General features: G+C 40.0%; 16 protein-coding genes, 7 tRNA genes, 3 rRNA genes and 2 riboswitches. Of the genes, 1 reads left to right on the top strand and 25 read right to left on the bottom strand.

Annotated features, from left to right (window positions below):
• Nucleotides 1-32: 32 nt before the first annotated feature.
• The 20 genes from ACEN36_RS01650 to thiM form a co-directional block, all read right to left on the bottom strand.
• Nucleotides 33-1220: a YbbR-like domain-containing protein gene (locus ACEN36_RS01650; protein WP_407095789.1), complete on the bottom strand. Its 1188-nt coding sequence runs from the start codon at nt 1218-1220 to the stop codon at nt 33-35.
• A complete protein-coding gene (gene cdaA / locus ACEN36_RS01645) occupies nt 1217-2059 on the bottom strand; it encodes a diadenylate cyclase CdaA (protein ID WP_407102553.1) in 843 nt (280 codons plus the stop codon). Before cdaA ends, ACEN36_RS01650 begins: the two co-directional genes overlap by 4 nt.
• A 442-nt stretch (nt 2060-2501) precedes the next feature.
• A tRNA-Lys gene (locus ACEN36_RS01640) sits at nt 2502-2574 on the bottom strand.
• 13 nt (nt 2575-2587) lie between these two features.
• Nucleotides 2588-2703, bottom strand: a 5S ribosomal RNA gene (rrf, locus tag ACEN36_RS01635).
• 17 nt (nt 2704-2720) lie between these two features.
• Nucleotides 2721-2792: transfer RNA gene (locus ACEN36_RS01630), tRNA-Gln, on the bottom strand.
• A 7-nt stretch (nt 2793-2799) separates the two neighbouring features.
• Nucleotides 2800-2880 (bottom strand) — tRNA-Tyr (locus ACEN36_RS01625).
• Nucleotides 2881-3130: 250 nt separating this feature from the next.
• Nucleotides 3131-4357, bottom strand: a complete 1227-nt coding sequence (locus ACEN36_RS01620) for a M20 family metallopeptidase (RefSeq protein WP_407102554.1) — start codon at nt 4355-4357, stop codon at nt 3131-3133.
• A 28-nt stretch (nt 4358-4385) separates the two neighbouring features.
• The gene (locus ACEN36_RS01615) at nt 4386-5348 is read right to left on the bottom strand and encodes an ABC transporter ATP-binding protein (RefSeq protein ID WP_407102555.1); all 963 of its coding nucleotides are present in this window, start codon (nt 5346-5348) and stop codon (nt 4386-4388) included.
• Nucleotides 5345-6400 (bottom strand): ABC transporter ATP-binding protein, encoded by a 1056-nt coding sequence (locus ACEN36_RS01610; protein ID WP_407102556.1) that lies wholly within the window; start codon nt 6398-6400, stop codon nt 5345-5347. Before ACEN36_RS01610 ends, ACEN36_RS01615 begins: the two co-directional genes overlap by 4 nt.
• Nucleotides 6401-6424: 24 nt before the next feature.
• Nucleotides 6425-7807 carry a M20/M25/M40 family metallo-hydrolase gene (locus tag ACEN36_RS01605; RefSeq protein ID WP_407102557.1) on the bottom strand — a complete coding sequence of 461 codons (1383 nt, stop codon included), beginning with the start codon at nt 7805-7807 and terminating at the stop codon, nt 6425-6427.
• Nucleotides 7808-7830: 23 nt separating this feature from the next.
• Nucleotides 7831-9435: an ABC transporter substrate-binding protein gene (locus ACEN36_RS01600; RefSeq protein ID WP_407102558.1), complete on the bottom strand. Its 1605-nt coding sequence runs from the start codon at nt 9433-9435 to the stop codon at nt 7831-7833.
• Between the two features lie 17 nt (nt 9436-9452).
• Complete coding sequence (gene opp4C, locus ACEN36_RS01595; RefSeq protein ID WP_407102559.1) at nt 9453-10382, bottom strand: oligopeptide ABC transporter permease; 930 nt, start codon at nt 10380-10382, stop codon at nt 9453-9455.
• 14 nt (nt 10383-10396) lie between these two features.
• A complete protein-coding gene (locus ACEN36_RS01590; protein WP_407097468.1) occupies nt 10397-11353 on the bottom strand; it encodes an ABC transporter permease in 957 nt (318 codons plus the stop codon).
• A gap of 629 nt (nt 11354-11982) precedes the next feature.
• Nucleotides 11983-12429: a DUF4385 domain-containing protein gene (locus tag ACEN36_RS01585; RefSeq protein WP_407097467.1), complete on the bottom strand. Its 447-nt coding sequence runs from the start codon at nt 12427-12429 to the stop codon at nt 11983-11985.
• Nucleotides 12430-12669: 240 nt separating this feature from the next.
• Nucleotides 12670-12742 (bottom strand) — tRNA-Thr (locus ACEN36_RS01580).
• Nucleotides 12743-12772: 30 nt separating this feature from the next.
• Nucleotides 12773-12844, bottom strand: a tRNA-Glu gene (locus ACEN36_RS01575).
• A 211-nt stretch (nt 12845-13055) separates the two neighbouring features.
• Nucleotides 13056-13334, bottom strand: coding sequence for a GNAT family N-acetyltransferase (locus ACEN36_RS01570; protein ID WP_407097453.1), 279 nt, complete (start codon nt 13332-13334; stop codon nt 13056-13058).
• A gap of 105 nt (nt 13335-13439) precedes the next feature.
• The gene (thiE, locus tag ACEN36_RS01565) at nt 13440-14066 is read right to left on the bottom strand and encodes a thiamine phosphate synthase (protein ID WP_407097452.1); all 627 of its coding nucleotides are present in this window, start codon (nt 14064-14066) and stop codon (nt 13440-13442) included.
• On the bottom strand, nt 14059-14871 hold the full coding sequence (gene thiD / locus ACEN36_RS01560) for a bifunctional hydroxymethylpyrimidine kinase/phosphomethylpyrimidine kinase (RefSeq protein WP_407097451.1): 813 nt from the start codon (nt 14869-14871) through the stop codon (nt 14059-14061). Before thiD ends, thiE begins: the two co-directional genes overlap by 8 nt.
• Nucleotides 14868-15611 (bottom strand): hydroxyethylthiazole kinase, encoded by a 744-nt coding sequence (gene thiM / locus ACEN36_RS01555; protein WP_407102560.1) that lies wholly within the window; start codon nt 15609-15611, stop codon nt 14868-14870. The genes thiD and thiM overlap by 4 nt, the downstream gene beginning before the upstream one ends.
• A 120-nt stretch (nt 15612-15731) precedes the next feature.
• Nucleotides 15732-15829, bottom strand: a riboswitch (TPP riboswitch).
• 67 nt (nt 15830-15896) lie between these two features.
• Nucleotides 15897-15995, bottom strand: a riboswitch (TPP riboswitch).
• A gap of 174 nt (nt 15996-16169) precedes the next feature.
• On the opposite strand from thiM, the gene ACEN36_RS01550 reads away from it, so the two are divergent.
• The gene (locus ACEN36_RS01550) at nt 16170-17081 is read left to right on the top strand and encodes an NADP-dependent oxidoreductase (RefSeq protein WP_407097449.1); all 912 of its coding nucleotides are present in this window, start codon (nt 16170-16172) and stop codon (nt 17079-17081) included.
• A 51-nt stretch (nt 17082-17132) separates the two neighbouring features.
• On the opposite strand, the gene ACEN36_RS01545 is transcribed toward ACEN36_RS01550, so the two are convergent.
• The 5 genes from ACEN36_RS01545 to ACEN36_RS01525 all read right to left on the bottom strand — a co-directional run.
• Nucleotides 17133-17687 carry a YtxH domain-containing protein gene (locus ACEN36_RS01545; RefSeq protein WP_407097448.1) on the bottom strand — a complete coding sequence of 185 codons (555 nt, stop codon included), beginning with the start codon at nt 17685-17687 and terminating at the stop codon, nt 17133-17135.
• A 406-nt stretch (nt 17688-18093) separates the two neighbouring features.
• Nucleotides 18094-18166 (bottom strand) — tRNA-Thr (locus ACEN36_RS01540).
• Between the two features lie 41 nt (nt 18167-18207).
• Nucleotides 18208-18281: transfer RNA gene (locus ACEN36_RS01535), tRNA-Asn, on the bottom strand.
• A gap of 13 nt (nt 18282-18294) precedes the next feature.
• Nucleotides 18295-18410, bottom strand: a 5S ribosomal RNA gene (gene rrf, locus ACEN36_RS01530).
• Nucleotides 18411-18493: 83 nt separating this feature from the next.
• Nucleotides 18494-18725, bottom strand: a 23S ribosomal RNA gene (locus ACEN36_RS01525); the annotation flags it as partial.

The raw sequence follows: 18725 nt of genomic DNA, 5'->3' as shown, positions 1-18725 counted from the left end.
TTTAATCACTATTCACTCAAACACTTTTTTCGTTATTCACTGTTGTCTTCTTCTGTACTCTCTTCTGTACTTTGATCAGAAGATGCTGAACTTTCTGAGCTGCCGGAGCTTTCCGTAGTTTCACTGCTTTCAGACTCTGCACTGCTCTCGGCACTGTTTTCAGATTCAGCACTACTTTCGGATGTAGAACCTGAAGTCTCATTCGTTGGCGGATCTGGTTCATCAATCGGATCAGAATTCCCTGCTTCTTCATCAACAGTTACCGTAACATCTACTTCTATCGTCTCCGGCAACACTGATGTCGCATTATTCGGTATAGGTACTGCGATTTCTACAGTAGACGTCTCAGTTATGCCTGTAATATCCACGGGTACTTCCAGATCTGTTAAGGCCTCCAAAACACTGTCTTCCGCCACAAGGTTTGCTATCGTTTCCGTGCCTTCAGCAAATTCCAGCTCATACGTATAACCTTCTACGGGCGTACCGGTTTGGATTAGTGACATAGGCAAGTCCTTATTATTTGAAGAGACTGGAATCGTTACATTGACTTCACTAGGTGTCACTTCAACATCTAGTTGATTTCCCTCAGCATCTGTCACAATAACCGGCAGTGTTTCACTGATGTCGGAATTGATGTTTTCTTCCTCTGAAAGTCTGACTTGGACATTTGCGATCTGTTCTAATGTAGAAGCTGCTCCTTCAACAAGAACTGTCTCTGTATCCACAATTGGAGTCCCAGCTTCATATCCTCTTGCTAAAGATTCCTCATCAAATAAAACAGATACATCATAGTTATCGCTGGCACGTTCTTCGATATTGATCGTCACCTCTGAAGGATAAAGCGTGTATTCCAGTTCATCAGATAAGCCAGATGGTATCAACTCTATCGTGAAAGTTCCCTCACCTAATTCATTTAAATCGGGTGTTACAATATCAAAACTTTCAGTAGTCAATGTGTTTAATAAGATCGCAGTAGATCCTTCTAACAAAATAGACACTGATTCAGGTACACCTGTTACAAAATACTTTTCTTGATCAATATTCACAATAACAGGCAAATCGGTGATCATTTCAGAACTATTTACCGTAGCTCCTCCTGATCGATTGTTTGTACTAAACTGTCTGTTGTTTTCATTATTTACATACGCAAACAATAATATCGCAAATGCTAGTGCTACAATCCGTAGGAACCAAGGAGAATTCGTTACTTTTTCAATCATTTTTTAGAAGCCCCCTTTTTAAAACTATTAAAGAAAGTTTGAATAGGGTTGCTTGTTTGTTCTTCATCATTCGTTACTAAGGCTTTTGTTAAGAATACCTCAAAATCTTCTTTTGATAAGTCACGGTACAGGTTGCCGTTTTGTGTAATACTTACCCCACCTGTTTCTTCTGAAACGATGACAGTCAAGGCATCAGATACTTCACTCAATCCAATGGCCGCTCTATGACGAGTACCCAATTCTTTAGAGATCAAGGAACTTTCTGATAGCGGCAAATAGCTGGCTGCTGAAGCAATCTCAAAATCTTGAATAATAACTGCTCCGTCATGCAACGGGGTATTTGGAATAAAGATATTGATTAGTAGCTCTCCGGAAATATCAGCGCTTAAAGGAATACCCGTGTTGATATATTCTTCTAACCCTGTTTCCATTTCAATCGCCATCAACGCACCGATACGACGTTTACTCATGTACTGAACAGACTTTAGTATACTTGATACAAGTTCTTCGCTAGGGTCTTTTTTCTTTTTCCTACGATTGAATAAAGAACCTCTTCCTAGATGCTCTAAACCTCTGCGCATTTCAGGCTGGAAAATAATGATCAAAGCCAATACAGCCCACTGAATCACTAAATCCACAATCCATTCTACCGTTTGCAGTTGGAAGAAATAACTTCCCACTTTTATAAGTACAATAATGGAAATTCCTTTTAATAATTGAACAGCTCTTGTTCCTCTTACTACAATAATGAGCTGATAAATGAAAAATGCTACAATCAGAATATCTATCAAATTGATAAACGAGCGCCATGTAAAAAGTAGTGACCAATCTATTGACATGTGGACACCTCCAAAATGGTAAAATTGTCACTCAGTCCATATTATATCACAGATTAGTTTGAATGACGCTATTTCATTGCACAGCCTGAGATCTTTTTCTCATTCATCTTTACTCCAGCAAAGGAGGACTTATAGCGGATACAACAATAATAAAATGATCCGACAGCCTTTTCGTACCCAAATAAATCATTCTTCTATTAAACTGTCACGAAAAAGAAATTTGCATCCCTTATTATCCAAAACTTTATCCATAAAGGCACACAAAAATATTTTACTTTGTCTTTTGAAATAAAAGATTCAGAAAACGTTGCGCTAATAGCCAAACGGTTCTTATTCCCGCACTTTCAAATTAGCTGCTCACTTCGAAAAAAATTATTTTACCAATACGCAAAAAAACTATCGATCAGCAGATTCTCTGATCGATAGTTTCATCTTATTATAATGAGTCATGCAGGATTCGAACCTGCGACCCTCTGATTAAAAGTCAGATGCTCTACCAACTGAGCTAATGACTCATAAATTAAACTAGCATGGCTTCGTCCTAATCTCACAAAGGGAAACCCTTCACTACCTTTGGCGCTAAGAAGCTTAACTGCTGTGTTCGGCATGGGAACAGGTGTGTCCTTCTTGCCATCAAAACCACACATAGTTTTATTTACAACTGGGCTAGCTGGATTCGAACCAACGCATGAGGGAGTCAAAGTCCCTTGCCTTACCGCTTGGCTACAGCCCATAAATGATGGAGGGGGGCAGATTCGAACTGCCGAACCCGAAGGAGCGGATTTACAGTCCGCCGCGTTTAGCCACTTCGCTACCCCTCCATGAATTAAGTGCTGAATTTCAGCAACAAGAATATAATACAATAAAATTATCACCTGTGTCAATAAAAAAATTATATTCCAGATTATTTATACATTATTTGGATAAATAATCTACTATTCTCTCGATATACAACCTATTCAATTAAAATAGCTAGACAATCAAACCGTATAGTAAAGTGTTGTCATTCTCCAAAAAAGATCCACTAAGCTTAGTAACAGCTTCTGCGGATCTTTCCAAGTCGTTATTCTCTCAATCAGCAGGATTGTTCACCAAATAATCCTCAGCAATGGCTAAAAATGCTTTCCCCGCTCGAAGCATCGCGACTTCATCAATATTGAATCGCTTGTGGTGATGTGGATAAGTGGCTTCTATGTCAGGATTACCGCCTCCAACATTAAAAAAGGTTCCTGGTCTGACTTTTGAAAAGTAGCCGAAGTCCTCTCCTCCCATGGAAGGCTCACGCTCGACCACTTCACTATCACCAAATTTTGCTTTCATAGTGTTCACGAATCTTGCTGTCTCTTTAGGATGATTGTAAACAGCATCATACCCTCTTGTATACGTCAGTTCACTAGTTCCATGGTACATTTCCGCAATATTTTTGGCCATCAGCTCCATTTCCTGTTGAATGGTATCTCTTGCTTCATCATGATAAGTACGAACAGTTCCTCTAATCATGGCAGAATCAGCAATAATGTTATTGGCTTCTCCTCCCGCAAGTACAGTAGACACTGTTACAACTGCTGGATGAAGCGGATTGATGGCTCGACTCACAAGTGTTTGTAGAGCTTCAATAATTTTCACAGCAATGATGACAGAGTCTACGGTATCTTGAGGGTGAGCCCCATGACCTCCTTTTCCCTGAACGTGAATATTAAAGAAGTCGGCAGCTGCCATAGCGTAGCCATTCATGTAGCCCACTTTTCCAGCAGCAAGCAAAGATTGTACATGTTGCCCAAAGACATAATCTACTCCTTCCAAAGCACCAGCCTCTACCATGCTCTTCGCCCCGCCTGGTAGAACTTCTTCCGCATTTTGATGGATCAACACGACATTTCCATTTAATTCTTCCGTGTGATTGGCTAATACTTTTGCTACACTCAATAACGTTGCCGTATGCGAATCATGCCCGCAAGCATGCATGACTCCTGGATTTTTTGATTTGTAATCGACCGTATTTTCTTCTTGAATGCGCAACGCATCGAAATCAGCTCGAAAAGCAATCGTCGGTCCTGGATTTTCTCCTTCAATTTTAGCTACGATCCCATACCCGTTACCCACACCTTCTTTAATATCCGTAATTCCAAAAGATTTTAATTGTTCAACAATATAAGCAGCTGTTTCTTTTTCTTCAAAAGACGGTTCCGGGTATTGGTGTAAATGACGTCTCATAACTACTGTTTCAGGATAATTTCCTTCTAGTTCTTGCGCCCAAATATCGTAGCTTGTTTTTGTTGTATTGATTGAGGATTCCATAATATTCCTTCTTTCTATTCTTAATGGATTAAATGACTAATTCTTTCTGTGCAGCTTTTTTATATTTTTCTTTTAAGAAAGGGACTTCGTTTCTTTTGCAATAAACAAAATGTTCGGACGCAATTTCATGTAAAGCCGCATCTGTATCATCCTCATATTGATGAAATGACTCCTGGTAGGCTGTTCTGATACGACTGCGCTCTTGGATTGGGTCTGGTATTGGAACAGCTGACAAAAGAGATTCAGTATAAGGATGCAACGGAAAACGATACAACTCATCTGCAGGAGCTACCTCTAACAAACGCCCTCCATTCATCACTCCGATCCGGTCACTAATATACTTCACCATAGACAAATCATGTGCAATAAATAAGTACGTTAACTTTTTTTCGTGTTTCAGTGTTTTCAATAAATTAACGATCTGTGCTTGGATCGATACATCTAAAGCAGAAATAGCTTCATCTGCAATAATGAAAGAAGGATCAACAGCTAATGCACGCGCAATACCGATCCGTTGACATTGCCCTCCTGAAAACTCCCTCGGGTAGCGTGTAGCGTACTCCGAACTCAATCCAACCAATTCCAACAGTTCATAGACTTTTGCTCTTTTTTCTTCTTCACTTTTAACTAACCCGTGCACTTTCAATCCACTACCGACAATTTCCATAACGGTTTTCCGAGGGTTTAAAGAAGCATACGGATCTTGGAAAATCATCTGCACATTTTTTCGGAAACGTTGTAACTCTTCTTTCTTTTTCAATGGTCCAACAGCTTGTCCATCAAATTGAATCTCTCCGGATGTAGCTTCTTGCAGCTTAGAGATCAGCTTTCCAGTTGTTGATTTGCCGGATCCTGATTCACCTACCAAACCAAAAGTTTCTCCTTCATAAATATAGAATGACAAATCATTGACTGCTCGAACCTCAGAGGATTTCCCTTCGTTAAAAAACAGGTTCAAATGCTGAATATCAAGTATTTTTTTTGATTTCATCCGTGTGCCCTCCTTACATAGTTGTTGTTGAAGACAGAGCGGCGCCAACTGATTTCAGCTGGTGGAGATACCTCTGGAGCTTCAGGATGCAACAGCCACGTTGCTGCATAATGAGTCTTTGATACGGCAAAAACATCCGGCTCCTGACGAAAATCGATTTCCAAAGCATAAGCGTTCCTTGGAGCAAACGCATCTCCCATCGGTGGATGAAGCATATTGGGTGGAGTGCCGGGAATTGAATACAGTTCATTATTGACGCTGCCTAAAGTGGGCATTGAAGCCAATAGTCCCCATGTATAAGGATGTTGAGGATTGTAGAAAATTTCGTCTACTTGTCCCCACTCTACTATTTTTCCGGCATACATGACGGCTACCCGGTCTGCCATATTCGCTACCACACCTAAATCGTGTGTAATAAAGATAATGGAGGTGTTGATTTTATCTTTTAATTCATTCATCAATTCTAGAATTTGAGACTGAATAGTAACATCCAATGCAGTCGTCGGCTCATCCGCTATCAAAATCTTTGGTTTGCAAGCCAACGCAATGGCAATCATCACCCGTTGCCTCATTCCACCTGAGAATTGATGAGGGTAATGGTACACACGCTTGTTAGCATCTTTTATTCCTACCATCTTCAACAGCTCTTTTGCTTGCTCAAAAGCATCTCTGGGACTACTGTCCTGGTGTTGGACAATGGACTCTGCAATCTGTTTCCCAACTGACATCGTAGGATTCAGTGAAGTCATTGGATCTTGAAAAATGGTTGCAATTTCTTTTCCCCGAACCTGCTGCATCTCTGCCTCACTTAACTTCAGCAAGTCTTGCCCTTGATACAGAATCTCACCGCTTTTGATCATCGTTGTTTTTTTTCCCAACAACCCTAGAATAGCCTGAGTAGAAACGGATTTCCCCGATCCGGATTCTCCAACGATTGCTAATGTTTCTCCATCGTATAAATCGAAATTCACTCCTCTGACAGCGTGCATCTCTCCAGCAGCTGTCTGGAAAGAGATTTCCAAATTTCTTACTTCCAATAATTTCTTTCGCATCGCTCCACCTCTTTTCTCAAATTTTTACGCGGCACCGAATTCTTTCATCAATTCCACCATATGCGCAATATTCTGATAAAAATCATTCAAACGGATGTTTTCATTTGGCGCATGCGCCCCTGAATTTGCCCAACCTGCTCCAACTCCCGCCACCGGCAGATGCAAATATTTTTCGAACAACTCACTGGGACCTGTACCTGCCATGCTAGGCGAGACTAAGACCGGATTGTCCGCTCCATAGATTTTCTCTGCTGTTGAAACGACCGTTGCAATAAAAGGGTCATCAATTGATGTGCGTTGTGCTCCTTCAGCTGCAATCATCGTTACAGAAATATCTTGATAACCGTGAGTTTCTAAATGATGACATATGCAATTATAAATGTGTTCTGGTTCTTGACCAGGTACTAAACGACAATCCAATTTGGCTTTGGCCGTTTTAGGGAGAACGGTTTTGATGCCATGACCCGTATACCCGCTGTTGAATCCACAAATAGTCATCGTAGGATAAAAAGCCAATGCTTCCGTTGGACTGATGTCAGTTCCTTCAGTGATGAATTTCCCTGTCACTCCATACTGTTCTTTCACTTCAGCTGGATCAAAGGGTTGTGCTGCTGCAGCTTCTTTATCTTGTTTGGATAATGCCGGTATGCCATCATAAAATCCTTCTACTACAATTTCATTGTGCTCATTTTTCATGGATTCCAACGCATGGACCAAACGCCAAGCAGGATTGTCAATAATTGCCGCCATAGAAGAATGGATATCAATGGCGGCGGTAGTCACTTCTAAATCAAAGTATGCGATACCTTTCATTCCTGCACTCACAACATAATTTTCGTATTTATCTTTTGAACCTGCTTCCCAAATGCACGCATCTGCTTGAAAGAGCTCTGCGTATTTTTCTATATAAGGTCCCAAATGAGGGCTTCCAATCTCTTCTTCCCCTTCTAATAAAAATTTCACATTACAAGATAAGTCACCTGTTTCGTGCAAGATCGATAAAGCATTTAGTCGTGCCATAAAATTGGCTTTATTGTCTGAAACTCCTCGTGCATAGAGTAGGCCATCTTTTACAGTAGGCTCGAAAGGTTCTGTGTACCATTCTTCTAAAGGTTCTGGTGGCTGCACATCGTAATGGTTGTAGAACAATAGCGTACGCTCACTATTCCCATTGGGAGATGCGGGGAAAAATCCGTAAATCACTGGGTGTCCACCTAAATCATCAAATACCTGGACTTCCCCACCAGTTCGTTCAATCAATCCTTTTACATACGCAACAGTTTCAGGAATTTGTCGGTGTTGCGTGGAAACCGATTCGATGCGCAAGTAATCGTAAAATTCTGTTTCCCGTTGTGAAGCCATTTCTTTAGCTTTTTCGATCGTTCCTATTACTTGTGATTGTTTCATTCTTATCTGCTCCTTTTGTCTGATTAGTTTAGTGTCCAGTCTTGAATGTCGTACAGTGAACCGCCCCAATATTCTTTGATGCCGCCGGTTAACGACTCATTCTGGATCACAATGTCGCTTTGGGAATAAAGCGGCAGAATCGGTGCTTGTTCTTGTAAGACGACTTGCAACTCATTGTAAATTTCTTTTCGTTTCGTGCTGTCGGTTTCAGAATTTCCTTGTTCCAATAGGTTGTCGATTTCTTCATTCTGGATAGATGGATGGTTAGAGCTGCCTGCTGAACCAAAATAAGTGGTCATGTCTGGATCAATGGGGACAGCAATTCCACCTAAATAAAGGTCATACTCTCCAGCTCTTGCTTTTTCAAGAGTAGTCGGGAAATCATAGGTAATTTGTTCCACAATAAATCCAACAGCTTCCAAATCTTGTTCGATCAAATTAGCTGACTGCTCGCGGACTTTATTTCCAGTTGGAACCATGATCTCAATTGGTTCGTTCATGTCATAATCGGATTGAGCAATGTACTCTTCTGCTTTGTCTGGATCATAGGCAATTGGGGCTAAATCTTCATTCATATATGGACTTGCGGAAGTGTAAGGTCCATTTGTGACTTCTCCATTACCTTGCAGCAAATTATCGACAATCGTATCTCGATTCACGGCATATGACATCGCCAAACGAATATTCTGGTCAAATTTGTCGGTATTGAAATAGATAAATTGATTGGTCCAAGCTGGTTGTGTAGTAACTGCCAGTCCTTCAACATTTTCTACTGTCTCAATGTCTGAAATAGAGACCTCTCCAATTCCACCACTTGAATTCATCGTTACACCACCTGTTTGCAGCTCAGTGGTCAAGTTCGTTCCGGTCATCACGCGAATGAAGATAGACGGGATATTTGGAGTACCACGGTAATACGTGTCATTAGCAGCTAGTTCAAGATAAGAATCTTGGACATATTCCTTAAATTGATACGGACCACTAGTGACTGTTGGGGAAGCAAAAGCTTCAGAGCCTTCCAATTCATTGACGGGAATACTTTCCAAGACATGTTTTGGCTGCACGAAAATGTTCGTTCCGATCATTTCTTTGACATAATTTGGATCCATAGGAGATTTTGTTTTAAAGGTCACCGTCTGGTCATCTACAACAACCAGATTTGGGATCTCATGGCCATTTTCTAATTTACCCGAACTATCCACTCCTTCTAATGAAGACAAGTACAATCCTGTCGTTTGGACTTCTGGATTGGCAAACAAATTAAAGGTAAAGACCACATCATCTGCTGTAATCGGTGTACCGTCTGTCCATGCAGCCTCTGGATTCAGTTTGATCGTATAGGTTTGATTGTCTGTAGTTTCGAATGATTCTGCTAATTTAGGTTCAAATTCTAACGGATTTGTCATTTCCAATAAGGTATCAAAGTAGAATCGCTGCACCCATCTGGTGGATACACTGCTCGCATTGATCGGGCTAAGATTTCCCATCCCATTTGTTACCCCGATATACAACGCCTCTTTGTCTGTTTCTGAATTAGCAGAGCTTGTTTCTTCTGCAGTAGTGTTGCCACAGGCAGCCAGTATCAATATGACTGCAGCTGCTATAAAACTAACTATTTTTCGATTCATACTTGTTTCCCCCATTTTTAAGTAATTGTCCCGTCAAAGGCATCACGCAAGCCGTCACCAATAAAGTTGATTGAGAGGACTGCGAGTAAAATCAAAAATCCAGCTGGCATCCATAACCAAGGCTGACTCGATAAAACCGTTAAGGACTGAGCTTGAGATAAGATATTTCCCCAACTTGCAATGGGTGGCTGGATCCCCATCCCTAAGAAGCTGAGTGAAGATTCGGTCAGTATCGCACTGGCAATTCCAAATGTAGCATTCACAAAAATACCGGAGAGCACATTTGGTAAAATCTCTCGAAATAGGATATAAGGTGTCGAATGCCCTACCGAAATTGCGGCTTGGATGTATTCACTATTTTTGATCGCTAACACATTCCCACGCACTAAGCGGCAAAGACTTGTCCAGTTCAGACAACCCAACACTACCGTAATCGTACCTACTCCAGGGCCAATGATACTGACGAGTACTAAGATCACCATGAATGTTGGAAAAGATTGAAAAATTTCTGTTGTCCGCATGACTACCTCATCGATCCAACCGCCAAAATAACCGGCAATCAGTCCTAAAGTCGTTCCAATAATGGTATACAACGCTACTGAGCTGATTCCGACAAATAAGGACATTCGAGAACCGTAAATGAGACGGCTGAATACATCTCTTCCAACTTCATCCGTTCCTAGCCAATAATCCATACTGGGTTTTGCTTCGAAATCTGGTGTAATCAACGTCGGGTCATATTGTGCGATTACCGGTGCAAAAACAGCTGTCAAAATCAATATCAGAAAAACCATCGAACCAATAAGGGCTGGTTTATGTTTGATAAATCGATTGAATACGACCTTGCTGTTGCTTTCATGCTTTTGTGTACCAAAAGGCTGCTTTTCAACACCTGATACGTCGCCATTTGGATAAACCAGTTTAAAATCTGTATTTGCTGAAGCCATGCTTTTCCTCCTCACTAATCTTTACTGAATCGAATTCTTGGATCTGCTAAAGCATACAAGATGTCCATCAACATATTAGCTGCCAGCACTGTAACAGCGGAAAGTAATGTAATAGCCATCAAAACAGTGTAGTCTCGTGATTGGATGGAAGAAATCGTTAATGCTCCAAGTCCAGGCCACTGGAAGATTTGCTCCGTGACAATGGCCCCTCCAATCAACATCGGGATATCGGTTCCAATGATCGTAATGATGGGAACAAATGCATTTCGGATACCGTGTTTAAAAATAATCTGACGCGGTTTTAATCCTTTGGCTTTAGCGGTCCGTAAATAATTCTCATCAAAAATATCGATCATGCTTGAGCGAACATAACGAATCATATTGGCCGATATCGTAGTGGCGATAACGATAACTGGCAGCACCATGTGCCGAGCTCGTTCTACAAATCCTCCATCTGATCCCAACATTTGCATGCCTCCAGTAGGCAACCATTTTAATTGGACGGCGAACACATAAATGAGAAATAACCCTAAGAAAAAGTTGGGAATAGAAATCCCTAAAAATGAGGTGCCCGTAATGAAGTAATCGACCCATGACTTCTGCTTTACGGCACTATAGATTCCTAAAGGTATCGCCACCAGATAAGCCGTTAAGAGCGAAACTCCCATTAGCAACACCGTTGGTCCGATTCTTTCTAAAAGGATATTGGCTACCGGCTGCCGAGTCGCAAAAGATATTCCTAAATCTCCACGAAGTAGATTCTTCACCCAATTGGCATACCGAATCAACAACGGCTTATTCAACCCTAAACTTTCACGAACCTGATTGATTTGTGCTTCTGTTGCATCTTGTCCCACATATAAGGTTGCGGGATCACCTGGTGAAAGATTGATAATCATGTAAGACAGAAAAGTGATAAAGAACAATACAATAAATCCAATCATAAAACGTTTTAGTAAATACTTTTTCATCCGACACCTCCGAAAGTTAGTTAGTCACCTTTATTCTTAGCTGCGTTACATAACCCGTATAGTTCCTCCTCTCTTAAAAAATAAAAAGCCCTTCGCAATGAAGGGCTTAAATCTCGTTAAGCCCTCGTAAAACGCAAATGAGGACTCAACTAATTGAATAGTTAGAATCCTGGGCTAAATCAATAAAATTAATAAGACAGTATGAGTGTTACATGTTGGGCACACAGATTCATTTTTTTGCTGCATCATTCGTAACACTCCTTGTCTTTTATTAAAGTAAACCTACTTTAACCGTATTAAATGAGAAAGTCAACCAATAAAACTAATCTAACTCACATTTTTATATCCGTGTTCTAATAGTTATCGCTTTCATTAGTAAGGAACCAATCTTTCTTTTGCATCAAACAGTTGCTTGTTTTTTAGAAGAAAATATAATGTATAACGAAATTTAGGAGAGAATGAACGGACAGAATTTTTTTTAGGTAGAGGTGTGCATCGAACATTTAATACATAAAATGTATTTTTATTCTACAGAAAAGGCCCTGAAAACAATTATTTGCTGAACCTTTTACTTATATAAGCTAAAAAATTCTACTCTTTCTCTATTTTTCTGAATGATTCCTGCGTTTTCAGCCATATTTTTTCTGATGTTTTTTCTTCATCTGGAGATAATCCGCATCTTCTCTGACGGTTTTCCATTTCTCCTCAAATATTGCAGCTGACTCTGCTTTTTCTTCGTCAATCGTTCTTTCTTTTATTTCGCCATCTTCATTGTATTTCCTTCCACCTTTATAATTTGCGTAACGCCTTGATCGTGTATATCCCATCTGAAGAAATTTTCTGGCCATGTCCATTCCAACAAAATCCTCAGCTTTTTTATAATCTAAGTACATCTGGTAAATTTTTTCAGACGATTCTTTAGCGAGTTTGGGAGTCTTAAACCGCCACTGCGGAAGTATCTCGCTCTTGTAAGGCTCTACCAGCAGCACACCTTGCTCTCCTCTTCCCACTCTATACAATTCTGGCTGCTCGCGAAAGTTTATATGATCGAAGTCAAGATCGTAGTCGAAAACCATTTTCATCACCTCTTGAATTTTTTACTGCCTCTGATTAAAGGTTTCATCATAGCAAACATTACTCTACTTGTTCATTCTAATCAATTAACTTGTCTATTCGTTTAGAAACGGAGACAATAAAACGCAAGTATCTTCTATTCATTTGAACTGGATTTAGATTATTTAATCAGAATCAAATAAAAAAAAGACAGGTCTATCAAAAGTTTAAAACTTTTGATAGACCTGTCTTTTTTCGTGTTATGCCGGCTGCAGGATTTGAACCTGTGACCTCCGCGTTACGAGTGCGATGCTCTACCAACTGAGCTAAGCCGGCGAACGGTATAATTATTAAACTTGGTTAGGATGACCCGTACGGGATTCGAACCCGTGTTACCGCCGTGAAAGGGCAGTGTCTTAACCGCTTGACCAACGGGCCTGATAAGCATTTGAGTGATAAGCACAAAATGAATTATATAAAATATTTTCTATAATGTAAAGAGAATAAAGCCTTTTTTGCATCTTTTTTAATTTTTTTTTAATAGTTATTCATTACTGCTTTGTTTTTTGAATGTTTAACACAAAAACTCTAAAATCGATCTCGTTTTAGACTATTACTAAAAAGATCGATTTTAGAGCCTAGCTCATCTTTATTTCGCTATAATATCTTGATATTTATCAGATTTCCGTTCAAATAAACTTACTACATACGGACACACAGCAACCATTTTTTTACCTTCTGTTTCCATTTCTTGGACTGTACGATCTACTAATTGTTCAGCAACGCCTTGCCCTCTTAAACTTGGGTCAACAAATGTATGATCAACCAGTACTTTATCTTCACCGGAAGGTATATAGGTAATTTCTGCAATCATTTTTCCACTTTCGTCATTTTTATAAAAGCGATTATCCCCTTTTTCAAACTCCATTGTTCTTCCCCCTTTCTTCAATCAATGTCATTTTAGCATTTCTTATTTACTGCTTCCAGTTTGTTCATCCTTTTAATCCTACTGCACAAGAAAAATATTTTTGCATCAGCTGCTTTTTTGCAACTTTTCTACTGTCTGTTTTAGGTCTTCACTGCCACAGATAGCAGATATGACGGACACCCCATCTGCTCCCGAAGCACGAATTCCAGCTGCATTTTCTTCCGTGATACCACCAATACCTACTATTGGAAAAGTACCAAACTGTTTTCGTATCGTACGTATGCAGTTCAATCCTACTGGGGAGGCAGCATCTTTTTTAGACTGTGTTGGATAGATTGGGCCAATTCCAACGTAATCTGCTCCATTAACTATAGCCTGTTCCATTTCTTCAACATTATGGACTGAAACACCTACAAGGTTTCCTTTTACTCTCTTCCGAAAGGCTGTCAAGGCTAAATCATCTTGTCCCACGTGTATACCATCAGCATTTAATTGTATAGCAAGCTCAACATCGTCATTGACAATAAAAGGTACTTGGTACATTGCACACAATCTTTGACATGCTTTGGCAAAATCTACATAGGCTGAACCAGTCAACGCTCCTTTTCCTTTCTCGCGTAACTGAAAACAGGTTATCCCTGCCTGCAAAGCTTCTTCGAGTGTTTTCAATGGGTCTTTTTTGCAATTCACTGTACCCATGACAAAATAAATAGTTAAAATACTTCTATCCATTTACTTCTACCTCACATATTCCTTGGTTGCATTTGTAAGCAAAGTGGTTCGTCGGCCCATGACCGTGACCAATATAAAGCGGTGTAGAAACAGCTAGTTGAATAAATTTTTTCGCTTCAACGATCGCTTCTTGCATGGATAGTCCTTTCGCTATATTGGCTGTTAAAGCAGCAGAAAATGTACAGCCTGTCCCATGTGTATCTTTTGTTTTCACACGATTGGTGGTCAATTGAAAAGACTGCTCGCAAGTGTATACTCTATCAATTGCCTGTTCTTCTTCTAAATGTCCACCTTTGATGACAACACATTGAATACCCATTCGCAACAGTTGTTGTGCTGCTTTTTCTATATCTTTCGTATTTTTAATACGAATACCTGTCAGCACTTCTGCTTCTGGGATGTTTGGGGTGCAAATGGTGGTATAGGGAAACAGCTTTTCTATTAAAGTTTTTGCTGCTGATTCTTGCAATAGCTTTGCTCCGCCTTTTGCAATCATCACCGGATCAACGATAAGCGGTATATTTTGTTTTTTTAGGATTTCAGCTACCCCATCAATTATTTCAACTGAAAACAACATCCCCGTTTTGATAGCTTTTACTGAAAAATCATCTAGTACAGTTTGGATCTGTTGTTGCACAAAATATGGCGGTACTTCATAAATATCATGTACACCCAGTGTATTTTGATCTGTTAATGCTGTAATGGCTGTGGTCCCAAATACCCCTAACTCTTGAAATGTTTTTAGATCTGCTTGAATCCCAGCTCCCCCGCCTGAATCTGATCCTGCAATCGTTAATGCAATCATTGTCCTGCCTCCGCTATCTTTTGCAGAGCATTCATAAATTGTACAGCGAATGTCCCCACTTCATTTCCACTCTGTTCAGCAGCTTGTTTATACGCTTGTAGAGTGGTAGCTAATTGATTGAATGAGGCTTCTTTTCCACTCGCAAGCGAAGCTGTACAAACAGCGCTTAATAAACACCCCATACCTGTAATACGTGTAGCAATTTCGTTGCCTCCAGACACGTATCGCTCTTCTTGACCATCCGTTAAATAATCGGTTTCTCCTGTGACGATGACTTGACAGCGATACTTCAAGGCAATTTCTCGCGCTACTTTGGAAACAGGCATCGCCCCTATGCCGCTGTCCACTCCTTTTTGATGCCATTCTTTACCTGCAATTGCGGCTAGTTCTCCTGCATTGCAGCGGATCAAATCAACCTGCATTCTTTTTAAAAGTTGTTGCACCACTTGTTTTCGATAGCTTGAAATACCGATTCCTACAGGATCCAGTACAACAGGAACTCCTAACTCATTTGCTTTTTTTCCAGCTACCAACATCGTTTGGATAGTGCGGTCATTTACGGTACCGATATTGATCAATACTCCTTGAGCAGCTGTCACGACATCAGCAACCTCATTCACTTCATCCGCCATAATAGGAGAAGCTCCGATAGCAAGTAATCCATTAGCCATAAAATTTGCCACCACATAATTAGTGATACAATGGACTAAAGGAGCTGTTTGTTTGACTCTTGATAACATTTATTACACCCTTTCCTTGGTTTCTCTAGCTTATTCAAATAGGCTGATCTCAATCCTCCTTTATAGAACGTGAGCACAAAAAAAGGCTCTACAAATATGCAGAAGCCAAAAAAGTGTATAAGAAACTCACTATTTGCTCCCTACGTCAGTATGAACTAACAGGTTCAAAGGGTCAGGTTTTACCTTCTCAACACGACTGTGTCCCCCCGCAATTAAGCGTTTTACAAAAGAAAAAGCTCCCCAAATAAAATTGGAGAGCTCAGTACGAATATAGTCGTTAGAATACATATGTACGATTGTGCTCCCTACGTTAGTGTTAACTAACAGGTTCAAAGGGTCAGGTTTTAACCTTCTCAACACGATTATGTCCCCCTGCAAAACATTTAATTACTTATAAGTTTACTATAGATAATAAATTTAATCAATCACTTTACTGTCTTTAATACACCGCTTATCGTTCTCTTTTAAAGTATAAAAGCCTCATTATTTGTGGTCTTAAGATAGCAGTGTTAAAGTAATCATAACTAGAGAACCAATCAGAGAGAGGAGTACCTTTTTATGAAAACTATCGCGATTAAAGAATTTGGGTCAGCTGATCAATTAAGAGAGATGGAAATGGAGAAGCCTTCTATCAAAGATGATCAGGTATTAATTGAAGTTCATGCTTTCTCCATTAACCCCGTTGATTGCAAAAGACGTTCCGGTAAAATGGGCGGCAAACTTCCTATGGTGCTTGGTGGTGATGTCGCTGGTATCGTAAGTGAAATTGGTACAAATGTCACGAATGTAAAGCCAGGTGATCGTGTATTTGCTAATGCATCCAAAACTTACGCTGAATATGCCCGATCTCGCGCCGAAGTAACGATTAAAATCCCTGATAAACTCTCTTTTGTGGAAGCAGCTGCAATTCCATTAGCTGGACAAACCGCTTGGGAAGCTTTAATAGATAAAGGACAATTAAGGGATAATGAAAAAGTCTTGATTCACGCAGGGGCTGGCGGAGTAGGCTCATTGGCTATACAAATTGCTAAACATTACAAAGCTTACGTTATTTCGACAGCCAGTGAGAAAAACAAAGCATTCCTTACTTCTCTAGGCGTGGACTATTTCATTGATTACAACAAAGAGGATTTTGAAAAAGCAGTCAGTGATGTCGATCTCGTACTAGACCCTTTAGGAGGCAAAACTCAAGAAAAAAGTTTCACTGTTCTAAAAAAAGGCGGGCGCTTAGTTTCCTTAGTACAAGAACCGGATGAAACTACATTAAAAAAATTAGGGATGATAGGAATTATTTTCAGTATGACCCCCACAAGCGAACGCCTGCAAACCTTAGCTGATTTACTTACCAGTGGAAAAATCAAAGCCATAGTCAGTCAAACTTACCCTTTTACAGAAGAAGGGGTACGTAAAGCACATGAACAAAGTGAAACAGGTCATACAAGAGGAAAAATCGTGATTAAAGTAAAATAAACAAAAAGATGGAGTCAAGAATTTTTCTTGACTCCATCTTTTTGTTTATTTTTATTGGTTCTCATCTAATAGATCTTTTTCAGAATCATAATCTAAATCGTTGAGAGTTTCATCCAACTTATCTGCAGGAATCGTTTGATCTTCATTAGGTTCTGCTGATGTCCCATGAACGTTTCCATGCGGAGCTTCCATTTCGTCAGAATATTTTTCTTTTAAGTCCTGAGCTTTCTCTTCGCCGACCTCTTTCCATTCCTGTGCTTTTTCTACTCCTACTTCTTTCCATTCTTGCCCTTTTTCCATTCCAGTATCTTTAACGTCGGTAAATTTATCCTTAATATCCGAACGTAATTCTTTCCCAGACTTAGGCGCAAATAACAAGGCAACTAGTGCACCTGCTAAAGGCAGAGCAATCATTTTAGCCACTTCCATATGTTTTACCTTGGCAGGCATCGCCTTAGTAACCCCTTTAGCAAGTTTGGCTTTGGTCTTCATACTTGGTTTAGCCATATGGTGCATATGGTGTGTGGAAGGTAAATAGTCTTTCGCTGTATCGTATGCATCTTGAGCATAATCGGTTCCCATGTCCATCAATTTTGTTAATTTCATACTATTCGTGCTCCTCTCACTTCTTGTTTTTCCTGTATTCCTATAAGTGTTTACATGATTATCATATAACAAATATAGAATTCTCTAAAGTAAAACGCACTCAAAATATACGAGATCACTTTCTAGACAGTTTTAAAAAGTATATTTCTAAAACTAAATGCAGACCAATCATCTCCTAAAACACCTTAATAAAGTCGTAACACTTTCCCATTTAAAGTAAGTGCTTTCATAAATGCTCAATGTGGTAATCATCATGAATTCTACCGTCTTCAGTAACTTCATCTTTCACATCAAGGTCATTATCACATCAAATAACTATTTATGAACCTAAAAAAGCTGCAGTTTGATTAGTAATTAGAAAATGAATTCCAACTACATCAAACTGCAGCTTCAGCTGTTATATATAAGCCACTTGCCGGATTCGAACCGGCGACCTCTTCCTTACCATGGAAGCGCTCTACCGACTGAGCTAAAGCGGCATTTAGATTAATGCGCTTTAATTTTGGATAAAAAAAAAGAACTCCGCAAGTAGGACTCGAACCTACGACATCGTGATTAACAGTCACGCGCTACTACCAACTGAGCTATTGCGGAATAATTTAAATATGCGCGGCAACGTCCTAGTCTCACAAGGGGAAACCCCTCACTACCTTCGGCGCTAAGAAGCTTAACTACTGTGTTCGGCATGGGAACAGGTGTGACCTTCTTGCCATCGTCACCACACATATGTGTGAGAATAGTGTACTCTCAAAACTGGATTTGTCTAATGCACATTCGTTCAGATTCTTCGAATCCACCTAAAAACTTTGGTTAAGTCCTCGACCGATTAGTATTGGTCCGCTCCATCTATCACTAGACTTCCACTTCCAACCTATCTACCTGATCATCTTTCAGGGGTCTTACTCACTGACGTGATGGGAAATCTCATCTTGAGGGGGGCTTCACGCTTAGATGCTTTCAGCGTTTATCCCTTCCACACATAGCTACCCAGCGATGCTCTTGGCAGAACAACTGGTACACCAGCGGTGTGTCCATCCC

It is taken from the genome of Desemzia sp. FAM 23989 (assembly GCF_045528345.1).
Lineage (GTDB): Bacteria > Bacillota > Bacilli > Lactobacillales > Carnobacteriaceae > Desemzia.
Note: the sequence above shows the minus strand (reverse complement) of the source record. Positions and strands in the feature narration are given on the sequence as shown.